The sequence below is a fragment of the Micromonospora haikouensis genome, assembly GCF_000876225.1.
In the GTDB taxonomy this organism is placed as follows: Bacteria; Actinomycetota; Actinomycetes; order Mycobacteriales; family Micromonosporaceae; genus Micromonospora; species Micromonospora haikouensis.
Map to the genome: position 1 here is coordinate 169,323 of NZ_JXSX01000001.1, position 22,766 is coordinate 192,088.

Below are 22,766 nucleotides of genomic sequence, written 5' to 3' on the forward strand. Positions count from 1 at the left end.
ACTTCAACTCGACCAGGCTATCGGCACGGCCCGCATGACCGCCAGCACGGCGGAGCCGTCGGAATCAGTGCTGCGAGGCGCCCGCGGGGCGGCGGCGGGTGCGCTCCCGGCCGAGGATCCAAATCGCCTCGACGCCGTCCTTCCAGGTGATCTTCTTGCCCTCCTCGCGGCCGCGCGCGCGGTAGCTGATCGGCACCTCGTACGGGCGGATGCGCCGGCGCAACAGCTTGCCGGTCACCTCCGCCTCCATGCCGAAGCCCCGCGAGCGGATGTCGAGGGAACGGTAGAGCGCCACCGGCATCAGCTTGAAGCAGGTCTCCAGGTCGCCGATGTACGAGTTGAACAGCACGTTGGCCGCCATGGTGACGCCCTTGTTGCCCATCACGTACCAGAAGCTGTAGGCGCTGTGGCTGCCGAAGGTGCGATTGCCGTAGACCACCGTGGCACGGCCGTCGAGCACCGGGTCGAGCAGCTTGGGGATGTCCTGCGGGTCGTACTCCAGGTCGGCGTCGAGGATGACCATGTATTCGCCCTCGGCGTTGTCGACCGCCGTCTTGATGGCCGCGCCCTTGCCGGCGTTGCGCTGGTGGGTGATCACCCGCAGCCGCGCGTCGTCGGCGCGGCCGAGGACCTCCCCGGTGCCGTCGCGGCTGCCGTCGTCGACCACGACCAGCTCGATCTCGCACGGATAGTCGACCGCCAGTGCCTGCTTGAGGGCATCCGCGATGCGTTCTTCCTCGTTGTAGACCGGCATGAGGATCGAGAGCTTCACGGGAATCTCCACGCTAACGGCGACACGTCGGGCTTAGCCTAGCTTGGCAGCTCAGGGCGGCGGGGTGCAGCACCGCCGGGCGTCGGGCTCGGCGCGTTCAGCCGGATGGTGTTTACTTCGCGCCATGTCGGCAGCCGGCTCCCTGCTCGTGGCGGCCCCGCTCGTCGCCGTCCTGTCCCTCGCCGTGGCGCTGCGCCCCGCCCGGCCGGACACCGTCGCCCCGCTGCGCCTCGCCGTGGTCCGGGCCGCGGTGGTCACCGGCGCGTTCGCGGTGCTGACCGTGGAACTGCTCGGCGCGTTGCGCCTGCTGACCCTGCCCGCGTTCGCGGTCGCGTGGCTGATCTTCGTCGCCGCCACCGTGACGGCGGCGGGCTGGCGACGCCGCCGCACCGCCGCACCGACCGGGTCCGGCGCCGCCCGGGACCTGGCCGCCGTCCGGGCCCGGCTGACCGACCGATGGCGTACGGCCGGGCGGGGCGAGCGCCTGCTCGCCGGCACGGTCGGCGGGCTCGTCCTGGTGGAGCTGCTGATCGCGCTGCTCGCCGAGCCGAACAACTTCGACTCGCAGACGTACCACCTGCCGAAGGTGGAGCACTGGGTGGCCCAGGGCAGCCTGGAGTTCTGGCCCACCGCGATCCACCGGCAGGTGACGATCCCGCCCGGTGCGGAGTACCTGCTGCTGCACCTGCGCCTGTTCACCGGCGGCGACGCGCTGCACAACCTGGTCCAGTGGGCCGCCGGGGTGGGCTGCCTGCTGGCCGTCGCCCGGATCGCGGCGCAGCTCGGCGGGGGACGGCGGGCCCAGCTCCTCACCGCGTTCGTGCTGGGCACCACGCCCATGGTGGCGCTGCAGGCGACCAGCACCCAGACCGACCTGGTCTGCGCCGCCTGGGTGGCCTGCGTGGCGACCCTCGCCCTGGACGGGCTGCGCCGCCGGGCCGGGGTCGGCACGCTGCTGCTGCTCGGCGCGGCGACGGGACTGACCGCGGTGACGAAGACCAGTGGCCTGATCGGCGTCGGCCCGCTGCTGCTGCTCTGGGGGATCGGCCAGCTCCGGCTGGCGTACCTCGGCGGGATCGTGCGGGGCGCGGACCGCGACCGGCGGGCCGGGGCCAGGGTCGACGGACCGGCCCTGCCAGCCCTGGTCGGCGCGGGTCGCGTCGGACTGCCGACCGGCGGGGCCGACCCGGTGGCCCCGCCCGCAGCGGACGACGTCGCCCGGCCGGGGACGGGCGGCGCGCCGGAGCCGCCGGGTTCCCGCGCGGGCGGCGTGGTCCGGACGGTGGCCGGCTCCGTGCTGGTGGTGCTGGTGGCCCTGCTGGTGGTCGGCCCGTTCCTGGCCCGCGTGCAGGCGGAGTTCGGGCACCCGTTGGGGCCGCCGCGGCTGCGCGAGTCCATCCCGATGGAACGGCACGACCCGCCGTCGGTCCTGGTCAACGCCCTGCGGATCGGGCACACCGCGCTGGACACGCCGCTCGCGCCGGTGCGGGCGGGCACCGCCGAGGCGATCATGGCCGGGGCGCGGGCGATCGGCGTGGACCCGCAGGACCGGGCCATCACCTTCGGCCGGGAGACCTTCCCGGTGCCGTCCTGGTATCCCGACGAGGACCGGGTGGCGTTCCCGCTGGCCGGCGCGCTGGCGCTGGTCGGCGCGGCGCTGGCGCTGGCCCGGCCGGCCCGGGTCAGCCCGACGGCGGCCGGTGCCCTGCGCGGGTACGCGATCGTGGTGGTGACGGCCGTCGCGCTGCACACCGCGATGATCAAGTGGCAGCCGTGGGGGAACCGGCTGCTGCTGTACGCCCTGGTCCTGGCGGCCCCGCTCGCTGGGCTCTGGCTGGACTCGCTCTTGCGCCGCCGGCTCGCCCCGAGGCCCGGGGCCGGGGTCTCCGGCGGCGCTCCTTCCGCCTCGGGCCGCCGGTCGGTGGCGGTCGGACTGGCGGTCGCGATGCTGGCCGGGTCCGCGCTGGCCGGCGTGCTCGCCCTGTCGTACGGCTTCCCACGCCGGCTGGTCGGGGCCGGCTCCGTCTTCACCACCTCGGAGTGGGACACCCGCTTCCTGCGCCGGCCGCAGTGGGCCGACGAGTTCCGGGCGGCGGCCGACGCGGTCCGGGCCAGCGGTGCGCGGCGGATCGGGCTGGTGCAGCAGAACGACAACTGGGAGTACCCGTGGTGGCTCCTGCTGCGCGACGCCGACGGCCGGCCGCCCGAGCTGGTGGCGCTCCAGTCGGTGCTGCCGGACCGGCCGCCGGCCGACCCCGCCTCGACGGACGCGATCGTCTGCACGGGCACCCGGAAGGTCTGCGCCGACCTGGTGCCCGCCGGCTGGACGCTGACCTGGCGGGGCTACGTCGGGTACGCCCTGCCGCCGCCCCGCTGACGTGGCGGGTTGTTGGCAGGGTCCTGCTTGCTCACTTGAGCAGGACGAGCCGGGCCTTGGCGGCGTCGCCGTCCTTCGCGCCGGCCACGCCGACCGTCGCGCCGACCCGCACCGCCTCCGGCTGGATCGTCTTGCGCCGCTCGACCACCCGCAGGTCGTCGCCGAAGGTCCACGTCATCGTGAACCCGTCGGTGGACTTCACGGTCATCGAGTCCCCGTCGATCGCGGTGACCTCGCCGCGCTGCACGGCGACGGTCCTCTTGCCACCGTCCTTCGTGCCCACCACGACCTCGCCGTGCAGGGTGTTCTTCTTCCGCAGCAGCACCCGCGCCTGCCGGCGCTTGCGCCACTCCTGCGCCCGCTCGCCCCGCCGCTCCTTCGCGCTGGGCTCGCCGCTGGCCGGCGTGGGTGAGCCCGACTGTGTCGGGTCCGAACCGGCCGGGGCCGGGGCGGCCACCAGGTCGAGGTCGCCCGGGTCGAAGCCCAGCGCGGTGAGCGCCTGTCCCTCCGCGCCCAGCGCGGCGGACACGTCGACCGCGACCTCCTTGGAGGCGTCCTGCGCCACCTGCGCCGGCCCGCAGCCGGTGACGCCCAGGGCGACCGCCGCGAGCAGCGAGGTGGCGGCGACCGCGAATCCGTGACGTGCCATTGTGGTATCCCTCTCGTCGGTGAGGGTCCCAGCGTCCCGCCCCGGTGCTCAGGGGGCGTCAGCGCGATGTTCGGGTCAGGTAAGGGTCGGCCGGCAGCCGCACGGTGAACGCCGCGCCGCCCTCGGCGGCGTGACCGGCGGCGATCTCCCCGCCCAGCCGGCGGACCAGCCCGGCGGCGAGCGCCAGCCCGAGGCCGCTGCCGACCTTGCGTACCCCCCGGTAGCGCGCGTGCAGCGCACCCCGGTCGAACGCCACCGCCAGGTCGTCGTCGGTGAAGCCGGGGCCGCCGTCGCGCACCTCCAGGATCCCGCCGGCCGCCGGGTCGGCTCCGGCGGGCCGGGCCGCGAGCACCACCGGCGCACCCGGGGGTACGACCCGCAGCGCGTTCTCCAGCAGCCCGTCGACCACCTGCCGGATGCGCCCCGGATCGGTGTACGCGGGCACCACGCCGTCGGGGATCTCCATGCGGAACGTCACCCCCACCGCCGCGCAGCGGTCGGCCCACGTGTGCTCCGCGTCGGCGGCCAACCGGGCCAGGTCGACCGGCACCGGTTCGAGGGGGAAGTCGGCGGCCTCCAGCCGGGCCAACGCGAGCAGGTCGCGGACCAGCCGGTCCAGGTGCTCGGCCTCGGCCAGCATGGTGCGCCCGGTGCGCGGCGTGTCGTCCGCGTCGATCACCCCGTCGGCCAGCGCCTCGGCGTACCCGCGGATGGCGGTGAGCGGGGTGCGCAGCTCGTGGGAGACGGAGAGCAGGAACTCCCGCTGCCGGTCCTCGCTGGTGGCCAGCGCGGCGGCGAGCCCGTTCAGGGCCAGCGCCAGCTCGGCGACCTCGTCGGGCGGCTCGACCGGCACCCGGACGGCCCGGTCACCGGCGCTGAGCCGGGCGGCGGCGGTCGCGGCGACGCGGATCGGGCGGGCCAGCCGGCGGGCCAGCAGCATCCCGGCCGCCAGGCCGGCGGCCAGCCCGGCGAGCAGCGGCAGCCAGAGGCCCCGGACGACCCGCCCCCACAGGCCGGGGGTGGCGGGCCGGGTCAGCACCACGCCGTCCCCGCCGGCCAGCGGTCGCCCCTCGACGAGGGCGCGCTCGCCGGAGACCAGCCGCCGGCCGGAGACGGTGTTGCCGGCGGCGACCCGATTGACGACCTGCCGGGGCAGGCCGGCACGGTCGACCGTGCCGGCGCGGATCACGTACACGTCGATGTCCTGCTCCTGGAGCTGGCGGATCAACCGTTCGCCCGCCGCGTCCCGCTGCCTCGGGGCCCGCACGCGCAGCACGTCGGCGGCGAGCCGCGCCTGCGCCGCGAGCGCCTCCTGGTCGCGTCGCTCCTGCCCGCGCACCGCCAGCGGGACCGCGACGAGCGCGGTGACCAGCACCGAGACGAGGGCGACCGCGCAGGTGACGAGCACCGCGCGGGCCGTGAGCGTACGCCCGGGGCGACGCCGTCGCGGGCCGGCCGGCCGCGGGCCGATCACCGGCAGCGCGACGGTGGGCTGGGCCGGCACGGACTCCCCCGGCGTCGCCGGTCGGTCAGCCATCGGCGGCGTACCCGACGCCCCGGTGCGTGCGGATCACCCCGGCCGCCCCGCCCAGCTTGGCCCGGACCTGCGCCACGTGCACGTCGACGGTGCGGGTGCCGGAGTGGGCCGCGTACCCCCAGACGCCGGCCAGCAACTCCTCGCGGGTGAAGACCCGGCCGGGGCGGGCCATCAGGTGCGCGAGCAGGTCGAACTCGGTCGACGTGAGCTGCACCGGCTCGCCGGACACGGTCACCGTGCGGCGGGTCGGGTCGAGGGTGACCGGGCCGACCGTCCGGGGCCGCTCCACGCCCTCCGGCACGCCCGCCGTGCGGCGCAGCACCGCGCGGACCCGCGCCACCAGCTCGCGCGGGCTGAACGGCTTCGTCACGTAGTCGTCCGCGCCCAGCTCCAGACCGATGATCCGGTCCACCTCGTCGTCGCGCGCGGTGAGGAAGAGCACCGGCGTCCAGTCGCCGGCCTCGCGCAGCCGCCGGCAGATCTCGGTGCCGGCGAGCCCGGGCAGGGCGATGTCCAGGACACAGGCGACCGGGCGCAGCCGGCGGGCGGCGGACAGCCCCGCCGCGCCGTCGCGTTCCAGATGGACGCCGAAACCGTCCCGCGTCAGGTAGAGCCGGACCAGCTCGGCGATCGCCGGCTCGTCCTCGACGACGAGGACCAGCCCGCGCTGCGGTGCGTCGACGGTCACCGGACCATGATTGCCGACCACCGCCCGACCGAGGGCGTCAGGACATGTTCGGATCAGGTAAGGACCCGATCAGTGCACCACGACGGGCCGGAACGCGGCACCCCGGGCAGCGGTCGGCGCGTCGCCGATGGCGGCCACCACCCGCTCCCGCGAGCTGCGCAGCCGGGTGCTGAACGCGTGGTGCAGCAGCGCGTCGAGCTGCCACACCTGCCTCGGGTGCTGGACGCGGATGACGAAGCGTTCCCGCACGCCGTCGATGGCCGTGGCGGCCAGCTCGACCGCCGGCTGACGCGGGTCGGCGCTCCAGGTGACGTCGCTCAGCTCGCCCAGCTCGGCGTTGAGGTGCAGGCGGAGCCGGTGCAGCACCCGGGTCTGCCGGGTGACCACGAGCCGGCGGTGGGTGAGCAGCAGCAGGTATTCGCCGGCCGCCCGGTCGGGTCGGCCGCACCGGGCGACCAGGACGCTGGCGTCGCCGGCGCCGACGCAACGGCGGAAGACCGGCACGTGCCGGCTGACGGCCTGCACCGCCAGCCCGGTCTCGGCGGCGGCCGGAAGGAACGTGCGGGAGAAGACGTCCATGACGTGACCAACGAGCCCGCCCCGCGCCTGATATGGGCAACCGCCAATCTACGGAACTTCCACGTGCGCGGTGGACGGCTGTCAGAGGCGGTCGGGTTCGAACAGCTCGGCGAGCCAGCCGGGGACCGCCTCGGCGTACTCGGCGCGGGCCGGGTCCGGGGTGCTCAGCGCGCGCCGCCAGGACAGCGCCCGGCTGACCTTGGTCACCGTGACCGCCACGGCGGCCGCCTCCCGCAGGTCGGCCCGGTCGTGCCGGTCGGTCCACGGTTCGAGGTACGCGTCTCGCAGCCGCAGCAGCACCGGGTCGCCGTCGGGCAGCTCGAAGGAGTGCGCCACGGAGTTCAGGGTCACCAGCAGCGTGCCGAACGGATGGGCGACGGAGGCGTCCCCCCAGTCGAAGAAGCGGTGGTCGGCGGCGAACACGTTGCCGTCGTGCAGGTCGTCGTGCTGCACGCTGGCGGGCACCCCGAACGCGGCGAGCCGGCGGCAGCGGTCGGCGTACTCGGGAAGGAACGCCCGCAGCCGCGCCGACGTCTCGGGGGTGAGGCCGCCCTGCACGCCGAGGAGTAGGGCGTCGGGGTCGTCGAGCAGCCCCGCGAGGAGGGCGGGCAGCGCCTCGGGGCGGTGGTCCGGCACCCCGAGGGCCAGCAACTCGCCGACCCGGGGCGCGACGGCGCGCTGGAACGCCGCGTACCGGGGGAGGACGCGTTCCCAGACGGCCGGGTCGCGGTGCCGGGCGAGCGCGTCGCGCAGGGTCTCGCCGCCGTCGGGCAGCAGCGACCACCCCAGGTCGGCGTCGACCGCCACCGGGTCGGGCACCCGGCCGGGGGCGATCCGGGCCAGCGCGCCGAGCAGCCCGGCCTCGAAGCGGGTGCCGGCGTTGTTGGCCTTGAACCAGTACGGGCCGGCGTCGGTGGGCACCCGCCACACCAGTGACCAGGGCCGGAGGCGGGGTTCCACCGGCCCGGTGACCCGACGGCCGACCCGGTCGAGCCGCCCGGCGACCCAGTCGTGGGCGCGGGCCTGCCAGCGCGGGTCGGCCCAGTCGGTGGACGGCGTCGGCGCGTCGGTGGACGGCGGCGGGGCGTCGGCAGGCGGGGTCAGCGCGTCGGCGGGGGGCGTCGGTGCGTTGGTCACGGTGGGCAGGGTAGGCAGCGCCGTGCCGGCCGGCGAGGGGTTTTCCCCGCCCGCCCGCTCAGAGCAGCTCGACGATGGTGGCGTTGGCCATGCCGCCGCCCTCACACATGGTCTGCAGGCCGTAGCGGATGCCGTTGTCGCGCATGTGCTGGAGCATCGTGGTCATGATCCGGGCCCCGGACGCGCCGAGCGGGTGCCCCAGGGCGATCGCGCCGCCGCGCGGGTTCAGCCGCTCCGGGTCCGCCTCCGTCTCGGCCAGCCAGGCCAGCGGCACCGGGGCGAACGCCTCGTTCACCTCGTACACCCCGATCTCCTCGATGCCCAGCCCCGCACGGCGCAGGGCCTTCGCGGTGGCCGGGATGGGCGCGGTGAGCATGGTGACCGGGTCGTCGGCGGCGACCACGGCGGTGTGCACCCGGGCCAGCGGGCGCAGGCCGTGGCGGCTGGCCCACTCGGAGGTGGTGACGGCGAGCGCAGCGGCGCCGTCGGAGATCTGGGACGCGGAGCCGGCGGTGACCACGCCGTCGGCGCGGAAGGGGGTCTTCAGCCCGCCCAACCTCGCCAGCGAGGTGTCCCGGCGGATGCCCTCGTCGGCGGCGAACTTGCCGCCGTCGGCCAGCGCCACCGGGGCCAGCTCCGGGTCGAACGCGCCGGCGTCCTGCGCGGCGGCGGCCTTGACGTGGCTGGCGAGGGCGAACTCGTCGAGCTGCGCCCGGGAGAAGTGCCAGCGGGCGGCGATCAGCTCGGCACCGACGCCCTGGTTGAACGGCAGCGGCTCGTCCCCGGCGAAGCCCTGGACGCCCCGGTAGCGGTCGCGGACCTGGGCGCTGAACGGCGTGCCGCCGGCGACGCTGGAGCCCATCGGCACCCGGGTCATCGACTCGACGCCGCCCGCGACGACCAGGTCGGCCTGCCCGGACAGGACGGTGGCGGCGGCGAAGTGCAGGGCCTGCTGGCTGGAGCCGCACTGCCGGTCCAGCGTGGTGCCGGGCACCGACTCGGGCCAGCCGGCGGCGAGGACGGCGTTGCGGGCGACGTTCCACGACTGCTCGCCGACCTGGGACACGCAGCCCCAGACGACGTCGTCGACCTGCGCGGGATCGATCCCGGTGCGCTCGGCGAGGGCCCGCAGCACGTGGGCCGAGAGGTCGACCGGGTGTACGGCGGCGAGGCTGCCCTCGCGCCGCCCGACCGGGGTGCGTACCGCACCGACGATGACCGCGTCACTCATGTTTACTCCCCGCTAACCTGGCTGCCCCGATAGTACGTCTTCCGCCGCCCGGCCGTCCCCCCACGCCGGCCGGGCCGGTCGGGGCGGTCGCGGGCGGTCGGGGCGGGCCCCTGTCACGGGTGGGCCCGGCTGGCATCCTGGTGGGATGGAGTCGGCATTGACCCCCGCAGCACCGTCGGTCCGGCAGTGGCGGGTCCCACCCACCCTGCCGGTGCTGAAGCTGGTCGGCGCGGCGGCGCTGGTCGGGCTCGGGCTGGTGTTCGCCGACGGCGACCGGGTGCGGCTGGTGCTCGCCGGGGTGCTGGCCGCCGGACTGGTCGGCTGGGCGCTGCGGGACCTGCTGGCCCCGGTGCGGCTCGCGGTCGATCCGGCGGGGATCACGGTGGTCCGGGGCTTCGCGGGCCGGCGTCGCCTCGACTGGGGCGCCGTCGAGGCGATCACCGTGGACCGGCGGCCCCGGCTGGGCCTGTCCACGGAGATCCTGGAGATCGACGCGGGCGAGTCGCTGCACCTGTTCGGCCGCTACGACCTGGACGCCCCGCCCGGTGAGGTGGCCGACGCGCTGCGCGCCGCCCGCGCCCGGTCGACCGGGATGGGTGAGCCGGGCGGCCCCGGCGGCGCGGGCGGGCCGGGCGGGCTGGACCGCCCCTAGCTTGTCGCGCCCGAGCCGCCGCCGCGGTCCGGGCGACGGCCCGGCGGCGGCTCCGCGTCCTGCCGCCCTGTCGTCCCGCCGTCCCGCCGCTTCGCCGTTCCGCCGACGCCACTCGGAGGCACCACGATCATTCTCGGGCCCGGTGACGGAAAGCAACGAGCCAGCGCGGGGCCAACCACCTGCTCCGGCCCTTTGCTCTGCACCCGGATACGCAACGGTCTACATAGCGCAACCGGTCGTCACCGCCCCCGCCCTTGACCATCCCGCGTCAACGCAGCTCAGGCTGATGCTGCTTATCTGGGTGCAGAGCAAAGGGAGCGCCGGGCGTGGTGGCAGGCCGGCAGGAGAACACTCGGAGTGAGATCGGCCGGCCGGCGGGGACCGCCCCGCCGTGACGCACGGAGAGTGGGCACAGCCTGTGCGGCGGCCGGCGTTCCCGGGCCAGGGCCCGCCGCCTCCGGCCGACCGGGCCGGACGGGGCTGAACGGGGCCGACCAGGGCTGAACGGGCCGGCTAGCCGGTCAGCGTCAGGGTGCGCACGACCGCCAGGGCGAGCAGCGCCACCAGCAGGACGGCCGCGCCGGCGACCTGGAACAGCGTCCGCCGGGACCGGGGCGCGTACGCCAGCACCAGCGCCATGGCCCCGCCGGTCACCAGGCCGCCGAGGTGACCCGGGATGGAGATGCCCGGCACGGTCAGGGTGAAGACCAGGTTGATCACCAGGACCGGCAGCACCGAGGAGATGTCCCGCCCCATCCGGCGTTCGATCACGATCAGCGCGGCGAAGAGGCCGAAGATCGCGGTCGACGCGCCGGCCGTGGTGGCGTTCTCGGCGCTGAACAGGTAGGCCGCCACGTTCCCGCCGAGGCCGGCGATCAGATAGAGGGCGAGGAAACGCAGCGGGCCGAGGTTGGCCTCCAGGGACCGCCCGAGCACCCACAGTGCCCACATGTTCAGCAGCAGGTGCACGATGCCGTAGTGCAGGAACATCGCGGTGACCAGGCGGTACCACTCGCCCTGGGCGATGCCGTGCACGCTGCCGTCGGGGAAGAGGGCCTGCCCGAGCACCGAGCCCCAGTCGGTGAGCGGGGTGCTGCCACCCATCAGGCCACCGAACCCGGAGCCGCCGGCCAGCGCGTCCCCGCCCCGGTCGGAGGCGATGGACAGGAGCATGAGCAGCACGTTGAGCGCGATGAGTGCCTTGGTGACGTAGCCGAGGCGGCCGACGGCACCGCCACCGAAGGCGGTGCGCGCCGGCCGCACGCTGCGGCGTCCCTCGTCCACGCACTCCGGGCACTGGTGCCCGACCGAGGCGTCCCGCATGCAGTCGGGGCAGATCGGCCGGTCGCAGCGGGTGCAGCGGACGTACGTCTCCCGGCCGGGGTGCCGGTAGCAGACCGGGGTGGTCGGCGGGGACTCACTCACGGCTGCTGCCTCCCGGTGCGGCGGGGCGCTCGGTCATGCGAGCAAAGGTACCTCGCGCAGCCGGTCAGGCCGGGACGCGCTCGATCTCGACGCGCTCGATGACGACGTCCTGGAGCGGGCGGTCGCTCGGGCCGGTGGGGGTGTTGGCGATCGAGTCGACGACCTTCGCCGACGCCTCGTCGGCCACCTGACCGAAGATGGTGTGCCGGTTGTTCAGGTGCGGGGTCGGGCCGACGGTGATGAAGAACTGCGAGCCGTTGGTGCCGGGCCCGGCGTTCGCCATGGCCAGCAGGTACGGCCGGTCGAAGCGCAGCTCGGGGTGGAACTCGTCACCGAACTTGTAGCCCGGGCCGCCGCGACCGGTGCCGGTCGGGTCACCCATCTGGATCATGAAGCCGCTGATCACCCGGTGCGAGATCGTGCCGTCGTAGTACGGCCCACTGCCCGGCTGACCCGTACGCGGGTCGATGTACTCCTTGTTGCCCTCGGCCAGGTCCACGAAGTTGCGAACCGTCTTCGGCGCGTGGTTGGGGAACAGCTCCAGCCGGATCGGGCCGGCGTTGGTGTGCAAGGTGGCGTAGACAGCCTCGGCCACGGGTACTCCTCAGTCGTTGGTCAGTTCCATGCGGATCCTCCCATGTGCCCGTTCTGGCAGTGCGGAGGCATCCGAAGGTGGAGGATGACGAAGGAACAACTCCCAGGAGGTGGGACCGTGTTTGGAATCGTGCGGCGCAAGACCCAGGGGCAGCTGGCGAGGGCCGAGCTGAACCAGGGCATCGGCCACCTGCGGCAGGCTGCGACGTACGCCGCCAAGGGTGCCGGCGCCACGGTCGGCCCGCGGGTCCAGGCGGCCCGGGGAGCCGTCGCGCCGACCGCCCTCGTGGTGCGGGACCGGGCGTCCAGCGGTCTCGCGTCGACGGTCGCGGCCCTCGCGCCGCTCGCCCTGGCCGTCCGTAACGCGCAGGCCGAGGCGGCCGGGAAGGCCGTCGCGGGGAAGAAGGCCGCCGCCGCGCGGCAGGCCGCCGTGAGCAGGAAGGTCAAGGCGAAGAGCATGAAGGCGAAGCGGAAGCAGAAGCGTTCGCGGGGCACGATGGTCGGCCTGCTGGCCGCCGGCACGGTCGCCGGCCTGGCCGGCGCCATGGCGCTGCGCCGCCGCCGCGAGCAGCAGGAATGGTCCGAGTACGACCCGGCCCGCACCCTGGAGCCGGCCCGCGACGAGGTGGACACCCTGATCGTGGAGACCCCCTCGGCCAACTCCTCCACCCCCCGGCCCGCCGCCCAGCCGGTGGTCCACCCGACCGACAAGGTCCCCTCGGTCGCCGAAGGCGCCCGCGACGTCTCCGGCCGCCCGGCCGACAACCTCGACAAGGCACTCAACAAGGAGAAGACGGCCGGTTCCGGCGGCCGCCGCTGACCCTCGTGCCACCGCCCGCGGCGCGGCGACGACCCCCGTCGTCCCGCGCCGTGGGCGATGTCGGCACAGCCAGCCGCTACGGCGGAGCCGTCAGAGGCAGCCGCTGCGGCGGAGCCGTCAGAGCCAGCCGTTTCGGCGGAACCAGCGGTAGAGCGCGAGCGAGATGGCGAGCATCAGGGCGAGCACGACCGGATAGCCGTACGTCATCTTGAGCTCCGGCATGTTCTCGAAGTTCATGCCGTAGATGCCGGCGATGGCGGTCCAGACCGCCGCGATGGCCGCCCAGGCCGCGATCTTGCGCATGTCGTTGTTCTGGTCGACTGTGACCTGCGCCAGCCGCGCCTGGAGGATCGAGTTGAGCAGGTCGTCGTAGGAGTTGACCTGTTCGACGGTGCGGCTGAGGTGGTCCTGCACGTCCCGGAAGTAGCGCCGCACCTCCTGCGGGATCTCCCGGCTGACCTGCGCGGTGAGGGTCATCAGCGGGCGTTGCAGCGGGACGACGGCCCGCTTGAACTCGACCAGTTCCCGCTTCATCTGGTAGATCCGCTGGATCCGGCCGCTGCTCTGCCGGTCGAACACGTCGGCCTCCAGGACGTCCAGGTCGTCCTCCAGCTGGTCGGCCACCTCCAGGTAGACGTCGACCACGCGGTCGGTGATCGCGTACGCGACGGCCCAGGGGCCGTGCGCCAGCAGGTCGTGCTTGGCCTCCAGGTCGGCGCGGACCGGGGCGAGCCGGCAGGCGTCGCCGTGCCGGACGCTGATCACGAAGTTCGGGCCGATGAAGAGCATCACCTGGCCGGTCTCGACGACCTCCGAGTTCTCGGTCAGCTCGTCGTGCTCGCAGTAGCGGGCGGTGCGCAGCACCAGGAAGCTGACCTCGCCGAAGCGTTCCAGCTTGGGCCGCTGCTGGGCCTTGACGGCGTCCTCGACGGCCAGCTCGTGCAGGCCGAAGGTGGCGGCGATCGCCGTCATCTCCGCCAGCTCCGGCTCATGCAGGCCGATCCAGACGAAGCCGCGCTCGCGGCGGGCGGCGGCCAGCGCCTCCGCGTAGTGCCGGTCGCCAGGCTGCCGCCGGCCGTCGACGTAGAGGGCGGAGTCCATGACCGCGCTGCGGCCGGTGCCGGTGCCGGCCGGTACGGCGGTGCGCTGGCTGCCGTCGGCGTTGAGGATCCGGGTCATCGCCCGCACCGGGGCCCAGGCCCGGGGCTTGATCGCCCGCGCGCCCGTGGGCGACGTGGCCTCGTTCCGCTCCGTCCGGTCCGACATGGCGACCCCCTCCCCACGCTGCCGCGACCGCCGATGCCGCCGCGGGTTGCAGGGTACGCCCGCCGGAGGCGGATCGACCGCCGCCCGCCGCAGCGCGGGCCGACCGCCACCGCACGCCGCACGGCGGGCCCGACCGACGCTGCCGCCGGGACCGGTCGGGTCGGGGCGGCGCCGGGTGGGCCGGGTCGCATCAGGGGGGTGAGGGGCGGCCCGGCCCACCCGGCGCCCTTGGGGGCGGGGGTGATGCCTCGCGCGCCGCCGGCCGGGCCGCCGGGCCCGCGTCGGGGCAGGCAGGCCGGCCGGTGTGAACGGCGCTCGCAGCATTGTGGGCCGTAGATCGGCCGGGCGGGAGACCCCACCCGGCCCACACCACCGTGTTGTGACCAAACTGACAGGCAATCAGCCCCGAACGGCCGCCATCGCCTCCGCGAGTCGACGAACACCCTCGTCGATCCGGTCGGCCGTGACAGCCGAGAAGGCCAGCCGGAGGGCGTGCTGCCCGCCGTCGACCACGAAGTCACTGCCCTTGACGACCGCCACGCCACGCTCGGCCGCCGCCGGGGCGAGGCGGTCGACCAGCACGTCCTCGGGCAGCTCGACCCAGAGGAAGTAGCCGCCGTCCGGCTCGACGAAGCGCGCCTCGGGGATGTGCCGGCGCAGCGACTCGGCGAGCACCCGGGCCCGCTCGCCGAGGGCGGTGCTGACCTTCTCGATCGAGCGGGTGATGTCGCCGGATACGCAGAACTGGTGCACGATCGCCTCGGACACCATGCCCGGCGAGATGTAGAGGCTGGTGGCCTTCTTCGCGATGTCGCCGATCAGGTCCGCCGGCCCGACCAGGTAGCCGACCCGTACGCCGGGGCAGACCGTCTTGGTGAAGCTGGAGGCGTGCACCACCACGCCCCGGGTGTCCATCGACAGCATCGAGGGCAGCGGCTCGCCCCGGAACCGGATGTCGGCGTACGGGTCGTCCTCGAAGAGGGTGAAGCCGTACTCGGCGGCCAGGTCGAGCAGTTCCCGCCGCTTGTCCAGCGACAGCGTGACGCCCGCCGGGTTCTGGTAGTTCGGGATGACGTGGGCGAGCTTGGGGCGTACCCCGGACTCCAGCAGCTTGCGCAGCTCGGCGGTGTCCAGGCCGTCGGGCTGGACGGTCACGCCGTGGACCTCGCCGCCCATCCGCTGGAGGTTCAGCAGCGTCCGGTCGTACGTGGGACGCTCCACCACGACCGAGTCGCCGGGCCGGACCAGGTGGTCGAAGAGGAACGCGTCGGCCTGGAGCGAGCCGTTGGTCACGAGCACCTGGTCCGCCTCGACGCCGTGCTTGTCGGCGATCCACTTCCGCAGGGGCGGGTACCCGACGGAGGTGCCGTACGCCGTGACCCCGGCGGGGTCGGCGTCGAAGGCGCGGACGGCGGCGGCCTTGAGCCCCTCGACATCGACGATGTCCAGCGAGGGAGCGCCACGGGCGAAGGAGATCAGCTGCTCGGCGGTCATGCGGACGAGCCTAGGGCCTGGCCCGGGCGCTCCGACCGGCATACACGCCAAGTTCAACATGCGGGCAGTCCACGGGCGGCGAACGGCCGACGCGGGGAGCACCGAAGGTGCGGGACACTCGTTGTCGATTATCGGACCGGTGTCTGGCCGCGACCGCGCGACCGCCGAAGGATGGCGTCCGCCGGACGGCGCAGGACGGTCCGGCGGTGGCACCGGAGGAGTGGTGAGTTTCACGTGACCGAGGACGGTACGGGTCGGCTCGACGACCAGGCGTTCGCCGAGTGGCTGGCCGGCGAGGCCGGCGTGGCGCTGACCGCGCTCCGCGCCGAGCAGGGCTTCGCCGACGCGAAGGCGCTCAAGGACGCCGGCGACAAGGTCTCCCACGACCTGATGTCGACGGCCCTGGCCCGGTGGCGTCCGGCCGACGCGGTGCTCTCCGAGGAGCAGGCGGACAGCCGGCGGGCCTGGGCCGACGACCCGTCCGCCGGGGACCGGCCGACCCGGCTCACCGCCGACCGGGTGTGGATCATCGACCCGCTGGACGGCACCCGCGAGTTCTCCGAGTCCGGGCGCGACGACTGGGCGGTGCACGTGGCGCTGTGGCAGCGTTCGGCCGGCCCGGACGGCGCGCTGGTCGCGGGCGCGGTCGGCATGCCGGCCCGGACCGGCCCCGACGGCACGCCGCTGGTGCTCGGCAACCGGGTCCCGGCCGCGCCGGCCGTCGACGGGCCGCTGCGGATCGCGGTGAGCCGCAGCCGCCCGCCCGCGTTCGTCAGCGAGCTGGTCGAGGGCATCGGTGCCAGGGCGGTGCCGATGGGCTCGGCCGGGGTGAAGGTCTGCGCGGTGGTCACCGGCGAGGTCGACGCGTACGTGCACGCCGGCGGCCAGTACGAGTGGGACTCGGCGGCCCCGGTCGCCGTGGCCCTCGGCGCGGGCATGCACGCGTCCCGGATCGACGGCTCGCCGCTGCGCTACAACCGGGACGACCCGCGCCTTCCGGACCTGCTGGTGTGCCGGCCGGAGCACGCGGGGTCCCTGCTCGCGGCCATCGACCGCTACCGTTGACGACGCCCGCTTCCGGCACCGCCGATCCGAGGAGGGTCATGAGCACCGGCCCCACCGCCGCGCCCACCCTCGCGCCAGCCCCGCCCGAGCCCGACCCGCCCCGTCGCCGACGGCGGCTGCTGCTCGGCCGCTGGTGGCTGCTGCCGCTGACCGCCGGCGCGCTCGTGCTGGGCACCACGGTCGCCCTCGCCACCAACGGTGACCTGCCCGGCCGGCCGGCACCGACGGGCACCGACGCCACCGGCGGCAAGGCCGGCCTCGGCCCGGCAGCCACCGGCAGCCGCCCCACGCCGGGCGGCAACGAGGGCTTCGGCGCGGGCCCCAGGTCGGGCTCGCCGAGCCCGAGCGTCAGCGGCGGGGCCACCTCGGGTGGCTTCCCGGGCAGCCGGAACACGCTGCCGGGGGCGAGCATCTACCTGCAGAACGGCGAGAGCTTCGCCGCCGGGCTCGCCCGGTCCGACCGCAGCTACGGCCCGCTGCGCATGGTCCGGGTCTTCTATCCGGGGCTGCCGCCGTCCTGGTCGGGCTCCCGCGCCGACGTCGCCGACCGGACGGTGGTCGTCTCGTTCAAGGCCCCGCCCGGTGAGGTGGCCGCCGGCAGGCACGACTCGCGGCTCGCCGCCTGGTTCCGCTCCGTGCCCCGGGACCTCGACGTCTACTGGTCCTACTTCCACGAGCCGGAGGACGACATCGAGCGCGGCTCGTACACGGCCGCCCAGTACCGGTCCGCGTGGAAGCGCCTCGCCGGCCTCGCCGACCGGGCCGGCAACGCCCGGCTGCGGTCCACGCTCATCCTGATGTGCTGGACGCTCAACCCGAACTCCCGGCGCAGCTTCGACGACTACTGGCCGGGCGGGGACGCGATCGACGTGCTCGGCTGGGACTGCTACAACAGCGGCGGGAAATACAACAGGTACACCGACCCGGCGCAGGTCTTCACCCCGATGATCAACAAGTCGAAGGCGCTGGGCAAGCCGTGGGGGCTCGCCGAGACCGGCAGCGTCCGCATCGCCGGGGACAGCAGCGGCACCGGCCGGGCCGCATGGATCCGGTCGATGAGCCGCTACCTCGACGGGCAGCGCCCGCTGTGGGTGGCGTACTACGACTACGAGGTGGCCGGCGGCGACTTCCGGCTCCTCGACGCGCCGAGCCGCGAGGCGTGGCGAGCCTGGTGCGCCGCCTCCTGACGAGGCTCAGATGCCCCGGCCGCGCTTGTGCAGCGTACGCAGGACGCGGTCGGGGTCGACGGCCCGGCTGGCCACGGCCAGGGCCAGGTACGCGCGCGGCTCCCGGGGGTTGCGCGACAGCGTGCGCCGCGCCCAGCGCACGGCCTCGCCCCGGTTGCCCAGCGCCGCCTGGGCGAACGCGATCTGCCCGCTGACCCGGGCCTCGCCGGCCGGCACGGTGGCGAACTCCGGGTAGCGGCCGAGCAGCCACTGCAACGCCACGGAGATGGTCTCCCAGCGCTGGGCGAAGTATGACCGCTTGTGCCAGCGCACCGTCACGTACGGCTGCGCCAGGTTGACCAGCGGGGCGTGCCGGGCGGCCCGGAGCAGGAACTCGTAGTCCTCCGCGTAGCTGCCCGGGATCTCCTCGTCGACGAGCCCGATGCCGTCGAGCAGCGCGTCCCGGCGGATGAGGAACGTCGACGGGTGCAGCTCGGTGTGCCGGTCGCGCAGCAGGGCGGCCAGCGGCACCCGGTCGACGGGCAGCACCCGGTCGACCTGGCGGCCGTCGTAGTCGACGCGGATGCCGCAGCTCACGAACGCGCCGTCGCCGGCGGCGGCGAGCGCCGCCACCTGCGCGGCGAGCTTGCCGGGCAGCCACTCGTCGTCGTCGTCGCAGAACGCCACCAGGTCGCCGGTGGCGGCCAGGATGCCCGTGTTGCGGTTGCCGGCCAGGCCGGGGGTGCGCTGGTTGACCAGCACGGTGACCCGGGGGTCGTCGGCCAGCGACCGGTCCGGCTCGGACTGGTCGTAGACGACCACCACGTCGACCCGGCCCGGGTAGTCCTGGCCGAGGATCGCGTCGAGGGCCTTGCGCAGCAGCTCGGGGCGGTCCCGGGTGGGGACCACGGCGGTCACCGACGGGTACGTCGCGCCCGGCTCGGCCGTCGCGCCCGCGTCGTTCACCGGCTCGGTCATGGTGCCTCCGTGGAACCCGGGCGGCCGAGGCCGACGTATCCGTACCGCAGACGCAGGGGCAGCGTCGCGGCGCTCACCACCACCCGGCTGCGCGACGGCAGGGCCGTGCGCCAGGCGTCGTCCTGCCGGACCCGCAGCGGGCCGGCGTTGAACCGCAGCGGGTTCCCGGCGATGCTGTGCGCCCGGCGCAGCGGCGCGGGCGACGGGTCGAGCACCCGCAGCGCCTCGGGGTCGTCGGGCAGGCCGGCGAAGCGGCGCAGCCGGGCGACCGTGCCGCGCGGGTCGGCGGTGAAGTCCTCGTAGCGCAGCCGGACCACCGGCGCGCGGGTGGCCAGCAGGTGGAACGCGGCGTTCTGCGCCGTCCACAGCTTGCTCACCGTGAACGGCGAGAAGGTCGGCATGTACGCCTCGGCGTCGACCACCTCGGGCCGGCGCACCTGCTTGGCCCACGAGTAGGCCACCGCCCGGCTGTCCCGCACCAGGTGCAGCACCCGCAGGTCGAGGTCGTCGGCCCAGCGCAGCGCGAACGCCGTGGACGCGTGCTTGCTGGAGTCCACCACCAGCCGCGCGCCGGTCACCGCCATCGCGGCGGCGTAGATGCGGGTGTAGAGGTCGGCGTAGCGGCGCACCTCGTCGAGCTGCGCGGCGGGCAGCTCGGCGCGGGCCAGCCGGGGGATGTGCCGGGTGCGGTCCACCGCGTCCTTGAGCGCCAGCACCTCGGCGCGGTCGACCGCCGACCAGCCGCCGAAGGCGTGCTCGCCGACGCGCTGCCAGAAGTCGCAGGCGGTGAACCGCTCGCCGCAGCCGCACCGCTCGTCGCCGCCGAGCGCCCGCTCCCACAGGTGCACCACCTCGCCGACGGCGCAGACGTCGGGGTGCTGGGCGAGGATCAGCTCCAGGAGGGTGGAGCCGCTGCGCCCCAGCCCGCCGACGAACAGCACCCGGGCGCTCACCGCCACCACCTGCGCCGGCCCGGCGCCCGGCTGGCACGGACCAGGTCCTCGACGATCCGGCCCACCGCCGTGGCGGCGGCGACCCGGGGGTCGGGCCGGTCCGGGTCGGCCGCGAGGGCGTACGTCAGCGGGTCCGCCACGCCCTTGTCGAGCGCCTCGACCAGGTCGGCCTCGGCCTCGACGAGCTTGACCATCCCGGCCGCGCCGAGCCGGCGGGCGAAGAGCTGCTGGTGGTTGTCGACGTGCTCGTCGCGGGTCGGATCCCGGGGCACCACGATCGGCAGGTGCCCGTGCCGGCGGGCCTCGGTGATGGTGGCGGGACCGCCGTGGCAGACCACCAGGTCCGCCTCGGTCATCGCCCGCTGGAGCTCGTCGTGGGCCAGGAACGGTGCCCCGCCCGGCACCCGGGGCGCGCGGCTGCGGCCGTGCTGCACGACGAGGCGGACCTCCGGCGCGGCGGCGTCGCGGCCGGTGTGCCAGCGTTCCAGCCAGTCGACCAGCCGGTCGAAGCGGTGCACGTCCGTGCCGACCATGGCGAGGATCGTGCGGGGGGCCGGGGAGTTGCCGCGCTGGCGCGGGATCGGCAGGCTCACAGCAGGTTTCCCACCACGGTCGCCTTCGGGTAGAGCCGGCGCTGCTCCTCCCACTGCACGAGCATCGCCGAGAGGAACGGCCGGCACAGCCGGGCCGACAGCGTCGGGGTGTCGATCCGGTCGTACACCTCGATGTAGACCGTGGGGATGCCGCGCAGCCGGGCCACGATCACGAACGGCAGGGCGACCCCGGCGCCGGTGGTGACCACCGCGGCGACGTCCCGCCCCTGGAACACCCGCACGGCGAGCCACAGGTTGCGGGCCAGGTTCTTGAGGTTGCGGGTGGTCGGGTGGTGGGCCCAGACGACGTCCTCGCCGTCGAGCAGCGAACGGGCGTCCGGGGTGTCGAAGGTCACCCAGGAGCGGGCCCGGTCGCGGTACCACGGTGCGAGCGCCACCAGTTGGGCGAGGTGCCCGCCGCTGGAACCGACGAGCATGACTTCACCAGACTCCACGTCCACCCGCCTCCCGAGGGCCCACCGCGCCCCGGGACGCGCCCACGGGGGGCGGTCGACCGGGCGGCGCGACGCCGCCACAATGTAGCGGCCTCCGGAACAGAAACATAAGTGGCGTTCACCATCATCCGGCCTGTCGGATGGTTGCCAGCAGGACCTTCCGCCAATGCCGGGCTCCCCCGTTGCGCACCTAGACTGCCGCTGACAGCACCGGGGGCGAGGGGATCGCGGATGACCGACCAGACGGCCGAGGCAGCACAGGGTGCCGGCAACGGGGTGACCCCCGACCCGGTCACCGTCCTCTACGTCTGCGGCATGCCGCGCAGCGGCTCCACGCTGCTCGACCTGATGCTCGGCCAGTTCGTCGGGCACTGCGACGTCGGCGAGCTGTTCTACCTGTGGCAGTCCGGCGTCGAGCGCAACTTCCGGTGCGCCTGCGGCGAGCACTTCGACGCGTGCCCGTTCTGGGGCGAGGTGGGCCGCCGGGCGTACGGCGGGTGGTCGGAGATCGACGTGGCCGACGTGCGGGCGCTGCAGAGCCGGGTCGACGCCACCGCCAAGATCCCGCTGATCGTGAACCCGGGGATGTCCACGGCCTTCCGGCGGGACCTCGACCGCTACACCGAGCTGCTGACCCCGCTCTACCGGGCGGTGGCCGAGGTGTCCGGGGCGCGGGTCGTGGTCGACTCCACCAAGCGCCCCTCGCTGGCGTACATCCTGGCCCGCGCCCCGCAGGTCGACCTGCGGCTGGTGCACGTGCTGCGCGACCCGCGCGGGGTGGCGTACTCGTGGAGCCAGGTGGTGGAGCTGCCCGAGGGCACCTCGACGAAGGGCCGGATGAACCAGCGGTCGGCGCGGCTGACCGCCCGGCGCTGGGTCACCGTCAACGCGATGGTCGCCGCGCTGGGCCGCCGGGGCGTGCCCCGGGTCACCGTCCGGTACGAGGACCTGGTCCGCGACCCGCGCGGGGAGCTGGGCCGGATCGCGGCGCTGACCGCCGACGTGACCGAGGTCGTCGACCCGCTGGAGTTCCTGCGGGACAACGAGTTCGAGCAGGCCGGCTCGCACGCGGTGGCCGGCGGCCGGATCCGGATGCGCAGCGGCCCGATCACGCTGGCGCTGGACGAGAAGTGGCGTCGCGAGTACGCCCCGGGGCCCCGCCGCCTGGTCGGGGCGATGACCTGGCCGTTGCGCCGCCGCTACGGCTACCGCTGACGGGCGCCGCCCCTCACACCCCGGCGGCCAGGTGGGCGTCGAGGGTGTCGATCAGCTCGGGGGCCCGCTCGTAGTCGAACTTGCGGGCGAAGTGCGCCCCGCTGGCCAGCGCGAGGGGCAGGTCCTCGGCGGTCAGCGACTTGGGGTGGTTGAAGGTGCTGTTGCGGAAGTCGAAGTAGCGCTTGCAGTCCGGCACCAGGTTGAACCGGTCGGCGCTGCACACGATCGTCTGGAAGACCGCCTCGACCGGGGAGAGGCAGTGTCGGAAATAGTCCACCACGTCCGGTCGCCGGTCGAAGTAGTCCCGCAGGTACGCCACCACGGGCCAACTCAGCGAGGAGAACGCCGACCCGCCGTGCAGCCGCAGGTCGGGGCCGAACGGGGTGCGGGCGCGGCGGCCGAGGGCCAGCCCGTACGACACGTGCACCCGCACCAGGGGCTGCACCCGGTTGACCGCCTGGAGCGGGCGGAGCAGCTTCTTGCCCCGGGGGCTGAGCGGCAGCACCCGGCGGTGCTGGAAGTGGTAGCGGGAGCGGACCCGGCTGCGCGGCCAGTGGCTCTCCGGCCCGAAGGCGTCCCAATATTCCATGAACCCGTCGGCACCCGAGTCGACCAGCTCCGCCTCGCAATCGCCGAGGGGCCGCAGCGGGTAGTCCTGACCGGTGATGTTCACCAGCCAGTCGACCTGCACCCCCTCGTCGTTCAGCCAGTCGACGGCGGCCATGTAGCGGTCGACATGACTGAAGTCACCGTATCCACCCTCGTGCATCTGCACGACGACGTCGGTCATCGAACGCAGCTCGGCGAGGTCCGGCGGGGCACCGTTCACGTCGTGGCTGACGTGCACAATGCTGTCGGGACTGTACTTCTTCACCGCGTGCACCAGCCGGTTCAGCTGCTCCGGCGACCGGTGGCTCTGGATGTGGTAGCAAAACCGCACCCGCCTATCCTCCCTTGCGACGCCGTTGCTGGAAAGCGACGCTTCGTCGGCTTCCCCTGACCGCCCGGATCAGGGAGACTCAGGTTTCCGCCGTGACGCCGTCCGTCACGGACGACTGGCCGGTCCGGTCCAAAGGGAGCGACACACCCCGATGCCCTCGTCTCACCACGCCGATCTGCG

22 protein-coding genes are annotated in these 22,766 nt (G+C 74.5%); 6 read left to right on the forward strand and 16 right to left on the reverse strand.

From position 1 onward, the window contains the following. Positions 1-64: 64 nt before the first annotated feature. Positions 65-772: a glycosyltransferase family 2 protein gene (locus tag TK50_RS00710; protein ID WP_043960844.1), complete on the reverse strand. Its 708-nt coding sequence runs from the start codon at positions 770-772 to the stop codon at positions 65-67. Between the two features lie 124 nt (positions 773-896). Here TK50_RS00710 and TK50_RS00715 point away from each other — a divergent pair, with 124 nt between their 5' ends. After that, a complete protein-coding gene (locus TK50_RS00715; RefSeq protein ID WP_043960845.1) occupies positions 897-3,149 on the forward strand; it encodes a hypothetical protein in 2,253 nt (750 codons plus the stop codon). Positions 3,150-3,180: 31 nt separating this feature from the next. Here TK50_RS00715 and TK50_RS00720 read toward each other — a convergent pair whose 3' ends face one another. The 6 genes from TK50_RS00720 to TK50_RS00745 form a co-directional block, all read right to left on the reverse strand. Then, complete coding sequence (locus TK50_RS00720; protein WP_043960846.1) at positions 3,181-3,798, reverse strand: hypothetical protein; 618 nt, start codon at positions 3,796-3,798, stop codon at positions 3,181-3,183. A gap of 58 nt (positions 3,799-3,856) precedes the next feature. Further along, positions 3,857-5,335 carry a sensor histidine kinase gene (locus TK50_RS00725; protein WP_043960847.1) on the reverse strand — a complete coding sequence of 493 codons (1,479 nt, stop codon included), beginning with the start codon at positions 5,333-5,335 and terminating at the stop codon, positions 3,857-3,859. Further along, positions 5,328-6,023 (reverse strand): response regulator transcription factor, encoded by a 696-nt coding sequence (locus TK50_RS00730; protein ID WP_043960848.1) that lies wholly within the window; start codon positions 6,021-6,023, stop codon positions 5,328-5,330. The genes TK50_RS00725 and TK50_RS00730 overlap by 8 nt, the downstream gene beginning before the upstream one ends. Positions 6,024-6,092: 69 nt before the next feature. After that, positions 6,093-6,602, reverse strand: coding sequence for a hypothetical protein (locus tag TK50_RS00735; RefSeq protein ID WP_043960849.1), 510 nt, complete (start codon positions 6,600-6,602; stop codon positions 6,093-6,095). 81 nt (positions 6,603-6,683) lie between these two features. After that, a complete protein-coding gene (locus tag TK50_RS00740) occupies positions 6,684-7,739 on the reverse strand; it encodes a phosphotransferase (protein WP_241773890.1) in 1,056 nt (351 codons plus the stop codon). 58 nt (positions 7,740-7,797) lie between these two features. Next, positions 7,798-8,970 (reverse strand): thiolase family protein, encoded by a 1,173-nt coding sequence (locus TK50_RS00745; RefSeq protein WP_043960850.1) that lies wholly within the window; start codon positions 8,968-8,970, stop codon positions 7,798-7,800. Between the two features lie 145 nt (positions 8,971-9,115). Between TK50_RS00745 and TK50_RS00750 the strand changes: the two genes are divergently transcribed. Next, complete coding sequence (locus tag TK50_RS00750) at positions 9,116-9,622, forward strand: PH domain-containing protein (RefSeq protein ID WP_043960851.1); 507 nt, start codon at positions 9,116-9,118, stop codon at positions 9,620-9,622. Between the two features lie 513 nt (positions 9,623-10,135). Here TK50_RS00750 and TK50_RS00755 read toward each other — a convergent pair. Beyond that, positions 10,136-11,047 (reverse strand): rhomboid family intramembrane serine protease, encoded by a 912-nt coding sequence (locus tag TK50_RS00755; RefSeq protein WP_043960852.1) that lies wholly within the window; start codon positions 11,045-11,047, stop codon positions 10,136-10,138. Between the two features lie 64 nt (positions 11,048-11,111). Then, positions 11,112-11,642 carry a peptidylprolyl isomerase gene (locus tag TK50_RS00760; protein ID WP_043960853.1) on the reverse strand — a complete coding sequence of 177 codons (531 nt, stop codon included), beginning with the start codon at positions 11,640-11,642 and terminating at the stop codon, positions 11,112-11,114. 84 nt (positions 11,643-11,726) lie between these two features. On the opposite strand from TK50_RS00760, the gene TK50_RS00765 reads away from it, so the two are divergent. Then, positions 11,727-12,461: a hypothetical protein gene (locus TK50_RS00765; protein WP_043960854.1), complete on the forward strand. Its 735-nt coding sequence runs from the start codon at positions 11,727-11,729 to the stop codon at positions 12,459-12,461. 117 nt (positions 12,462-12,578) lie between these two features. Here the strand turns inward: TK50_RS00765 and corA are convergent, their stop codons facing one another. Together corA and TK50_RS00775 are read right to left on the reverse strand one after the other, a co-directional pair. Further along, a complete protein-coding gene (gene corA, locus TK50_RS00770) occupies positions 12,579-13,727 on the reverse strand; it encodes a magnesium/cobalt transporter CorA (protein ID WP_043960855.1) in 1,149 nt (382 codons plus the stop codon). A 399-nt stretch (positions 13,728-14,126) separates the two neighbouring features. Further along, on the reverse strand, positions 14,127-15,221 hold the full coding sequence (locus TK50_RS00775) for an aminotransferase-like domain-containing protein (protein WP_043960857.1): 1,095 nt from the start codon (positions 15,219-15,221) through the stop codon (positions 14,127-14,129). A gap of 234 nt (positions 15,222-15,455) precedes the next feature. On the opposite strand from TK50_RS00775, the gene TK50_RS00780 reads away from it, so the two are divergent. Both TK50_RS00780 and TK50_RS00785 read left to right on the forward strand, forming a co-directional pair. Further along, the gene (locus TK50_RS00780) at positions 15,456-16,286 is read left to right on the forward strand and encodes a 3'(2'),5'-bisphosphate nucleotidase CysQ (RefSeq protein WP_043960858.1); all 831 of its coding nucleotides are present in this window, start codon (positions 15,456-15,458) and stop codon (positions 16,284-16,286) included. Between the two features lie 38 nt (positions 16,287-16,324). Continuing rightward, positions 16,325-17,473, forward strand: coding sequence for a glycoside hydrolase family 26 protein (locus TK50_RS00785; RefSeq protein ID WP_052503559.1), 1,149 nt, complete (start codon positions 16,325-16,327; stop codon positions 17,471-17,473). 6 nt (positions 17,474-17,479) lie between these two features. Here the strand turns inward: TK50_RS00785 and TK50_RS00790 are convergent, their stop codons facing one another. From TK50_RS00790 to TK50_RS00805, 4 genes are read right to left on the reverse strand one after another with little or no spacing between them, the layout of a single operon-like run. Then, the gene (locus tag TK50_RS00790; RefSeq protein ID WP_043960859.1) at positions 17,480-18,430 is read right to left on the reverse strand and encodes a glycosyltransferase family 2 protein; all 951 of its coding nucleotides are present in this window, start codon (positions 18,428-18,430) and stop codon (positions 17,480-17,482) included. Then, positions 18,427-19,392, reverse strand: a complete 966-nt coding sequence (locus tag TK50_RS00795; protein ID WP_077935230.1) for a sulfotransferase family protein — start codon at positions 19,390-19,392, stop codon at positions 18,427-18,429. The genes TK50_RS00790 and TK50_RS00795 overlap by 4 nt, the downstream gene beginning before the upstream one ends. After that, positions 19,380-19,916, reverse strand: coding sequence for a glycosyltransferase (locus TK50_RS00800; protein WP_082106348.1), 537 nt, complete (start codon positions 19,914-19,916; stop codon positions 19,380-19,382). The genes TK50_RS00795 and TK50_RS00800 overlap by 13 nt, the downstream gene beginning before the upstream one ends. A 56-nt stretch (positions 19,917-19,972) precedes the next feature. Then, positions 19,973-20,413, reverse strand: a complete 441-nt coding sequence (locus TK50_RS00805) for a glycosyltransferase family protein (RefSeq protein WP_043960861.1) — start codon at positions 20,411-20,413, stop codon at positions 19,973-19,975. A gap of 249 nt (positions 20,414-20,662) precedes the next feature. Between TK50_RS00805 and TK50_RS00810 the strand changes: the two genes are divergently transcribed. Further along, positions 20,663-21,646: a sulfotransferase family protein gene (locus TK50_RS00810; protein ID WP_082106107.1), complete on the forward strand. Its 984-nt coding sequence runs from the start codon at positions 20,663-20,665 to the stop codon at positions 21,644-21,646. Positions 21,647-21,659: 13 nt separating this feature from the next. Here the strand turns inward: TK50_RS00810 and TK50_RS00815 are convergent, their stop codons facing one another. Then, a complete protein-coding gene (locus TK50_RS00815) occupies positions 21,660-22,586 on the reverse strand; it encodes a core-2/I-branching beta-1,6-N-acetylglucosaminyltransferase family protein (RefSeq protein ID WP_043960862.1) in 927 nt (308 codons plus the stop codon). Positions 22,587-22,766: the final 180 nt, after the last annotated feature.

What these genes read in the sequence shown, in the direction of transcription:
- TK50_RS00735 (WP_043960849.1), bottom strand. Translation starts at nt 6,602, where the DNA reads ATGGACGTCTTCTCCCGCACGTTCCTTCCGGCCGCCGCCGAGACCGGG.
- TK50_RS00765 (WP_043960854.1), top strand. Translation starts at nt 11,727, where the DNA reads ATGACGAAGGAACAACTCCCAGGAGGTGGGACCGTGTTTGGAATCGTG.
- TK50_RS00725 (WP_043960847.1), bottom strand. Translation starts at nt 5,335, where the DNA reads ATGGCTGACCGACCGGCGACGCCGGGGGAGTCCGTGCCGGCCCAGCCC.
- TK50_RS00715 (WP_043960845.1), top strand. Translation starts at nt 897, where the DNA reads ATGTCGGCAGCCGGCTCCCTGCTCGTGGCGGCCCCGCTCGTCGCCGTC.
- TK50_RS00790 (WP_043960859.1), bottom strand. Translation starts at nt 18,430, where the DNA reads ATGACCGAGCCGGTGAACGACGCGGGCGCGACGGCCGAGCCGGGCGCG.
- TK50_RS00805 (WP_043960861.1), bottom strand. Translation starts at nt 20,413, where the DNA reads ATGCTCGTCGGTTCCAGCGGCGGGCACCTCGCCCAACTGGTGGCGCTC.
- TK50_RS00750 (WP_043960851.1), top strand. Translation starts at nt 9,116, where the DNA reads ATGGAGTCGGCATTGACCCCCGCAGCACCGTCGGTCCGGCAGTGGCGG.
- TK50_RS00745 (WP_043960850.1), bottom strand. Translation starts at nt 8,970, where the DNA reads ATGAGTGACGCGGTCATCGTCGGTGCGGTACGCACCCCGGTCGGGCGG.
- corA (WP_043960855.1), bottom strand. Translation starts at nt 13,727, where the DNA reads ATGTCGGACCGGACGGAGCGGAACGAGGCCACGTCGCCCACGGGCGCG.
- TK50_RS00800 (WP_082106348.1), bottom strand. Translation starts at nt 19,916, where the DNA reads ATGGTCGGCACGGACGTGCACCGCTTCGACCGGCTGGTCGACTGGCTG.
- TK50_RS00775 (WP_043960857.1), bottom strand. Translation starts at nt 15,221, where the DNA reads ATGACCGCCGAGCAGCTGATCTCCTTCGCCCGTGGCGCTCCCTCGCTG.
- TK50_RS00720 (WP_043960846.1), bottom strand. Translation starts at nt 3,798, where the DNA reads ATGGCACGTCACGGATTCGCGGTCGCCGCCACCTCGCTGCTCGCGGCG.
- TK50_RS00810 (WP_082106107.1), top strand. Translation starts at nt 20,663, where the DNA reads ATGACCGACCAGACGGCCGAGGCAGCACAGGGTGCCGGCAACGGGGTG.
- TK50_RS00785 (WP_052503559.1), top strand. Translation starts at nt 16,325, where the DNA reads ATGAGCACCGGCCCCACCGCCGCGCCCACCCTCGCGCCAGCCCCGCCC.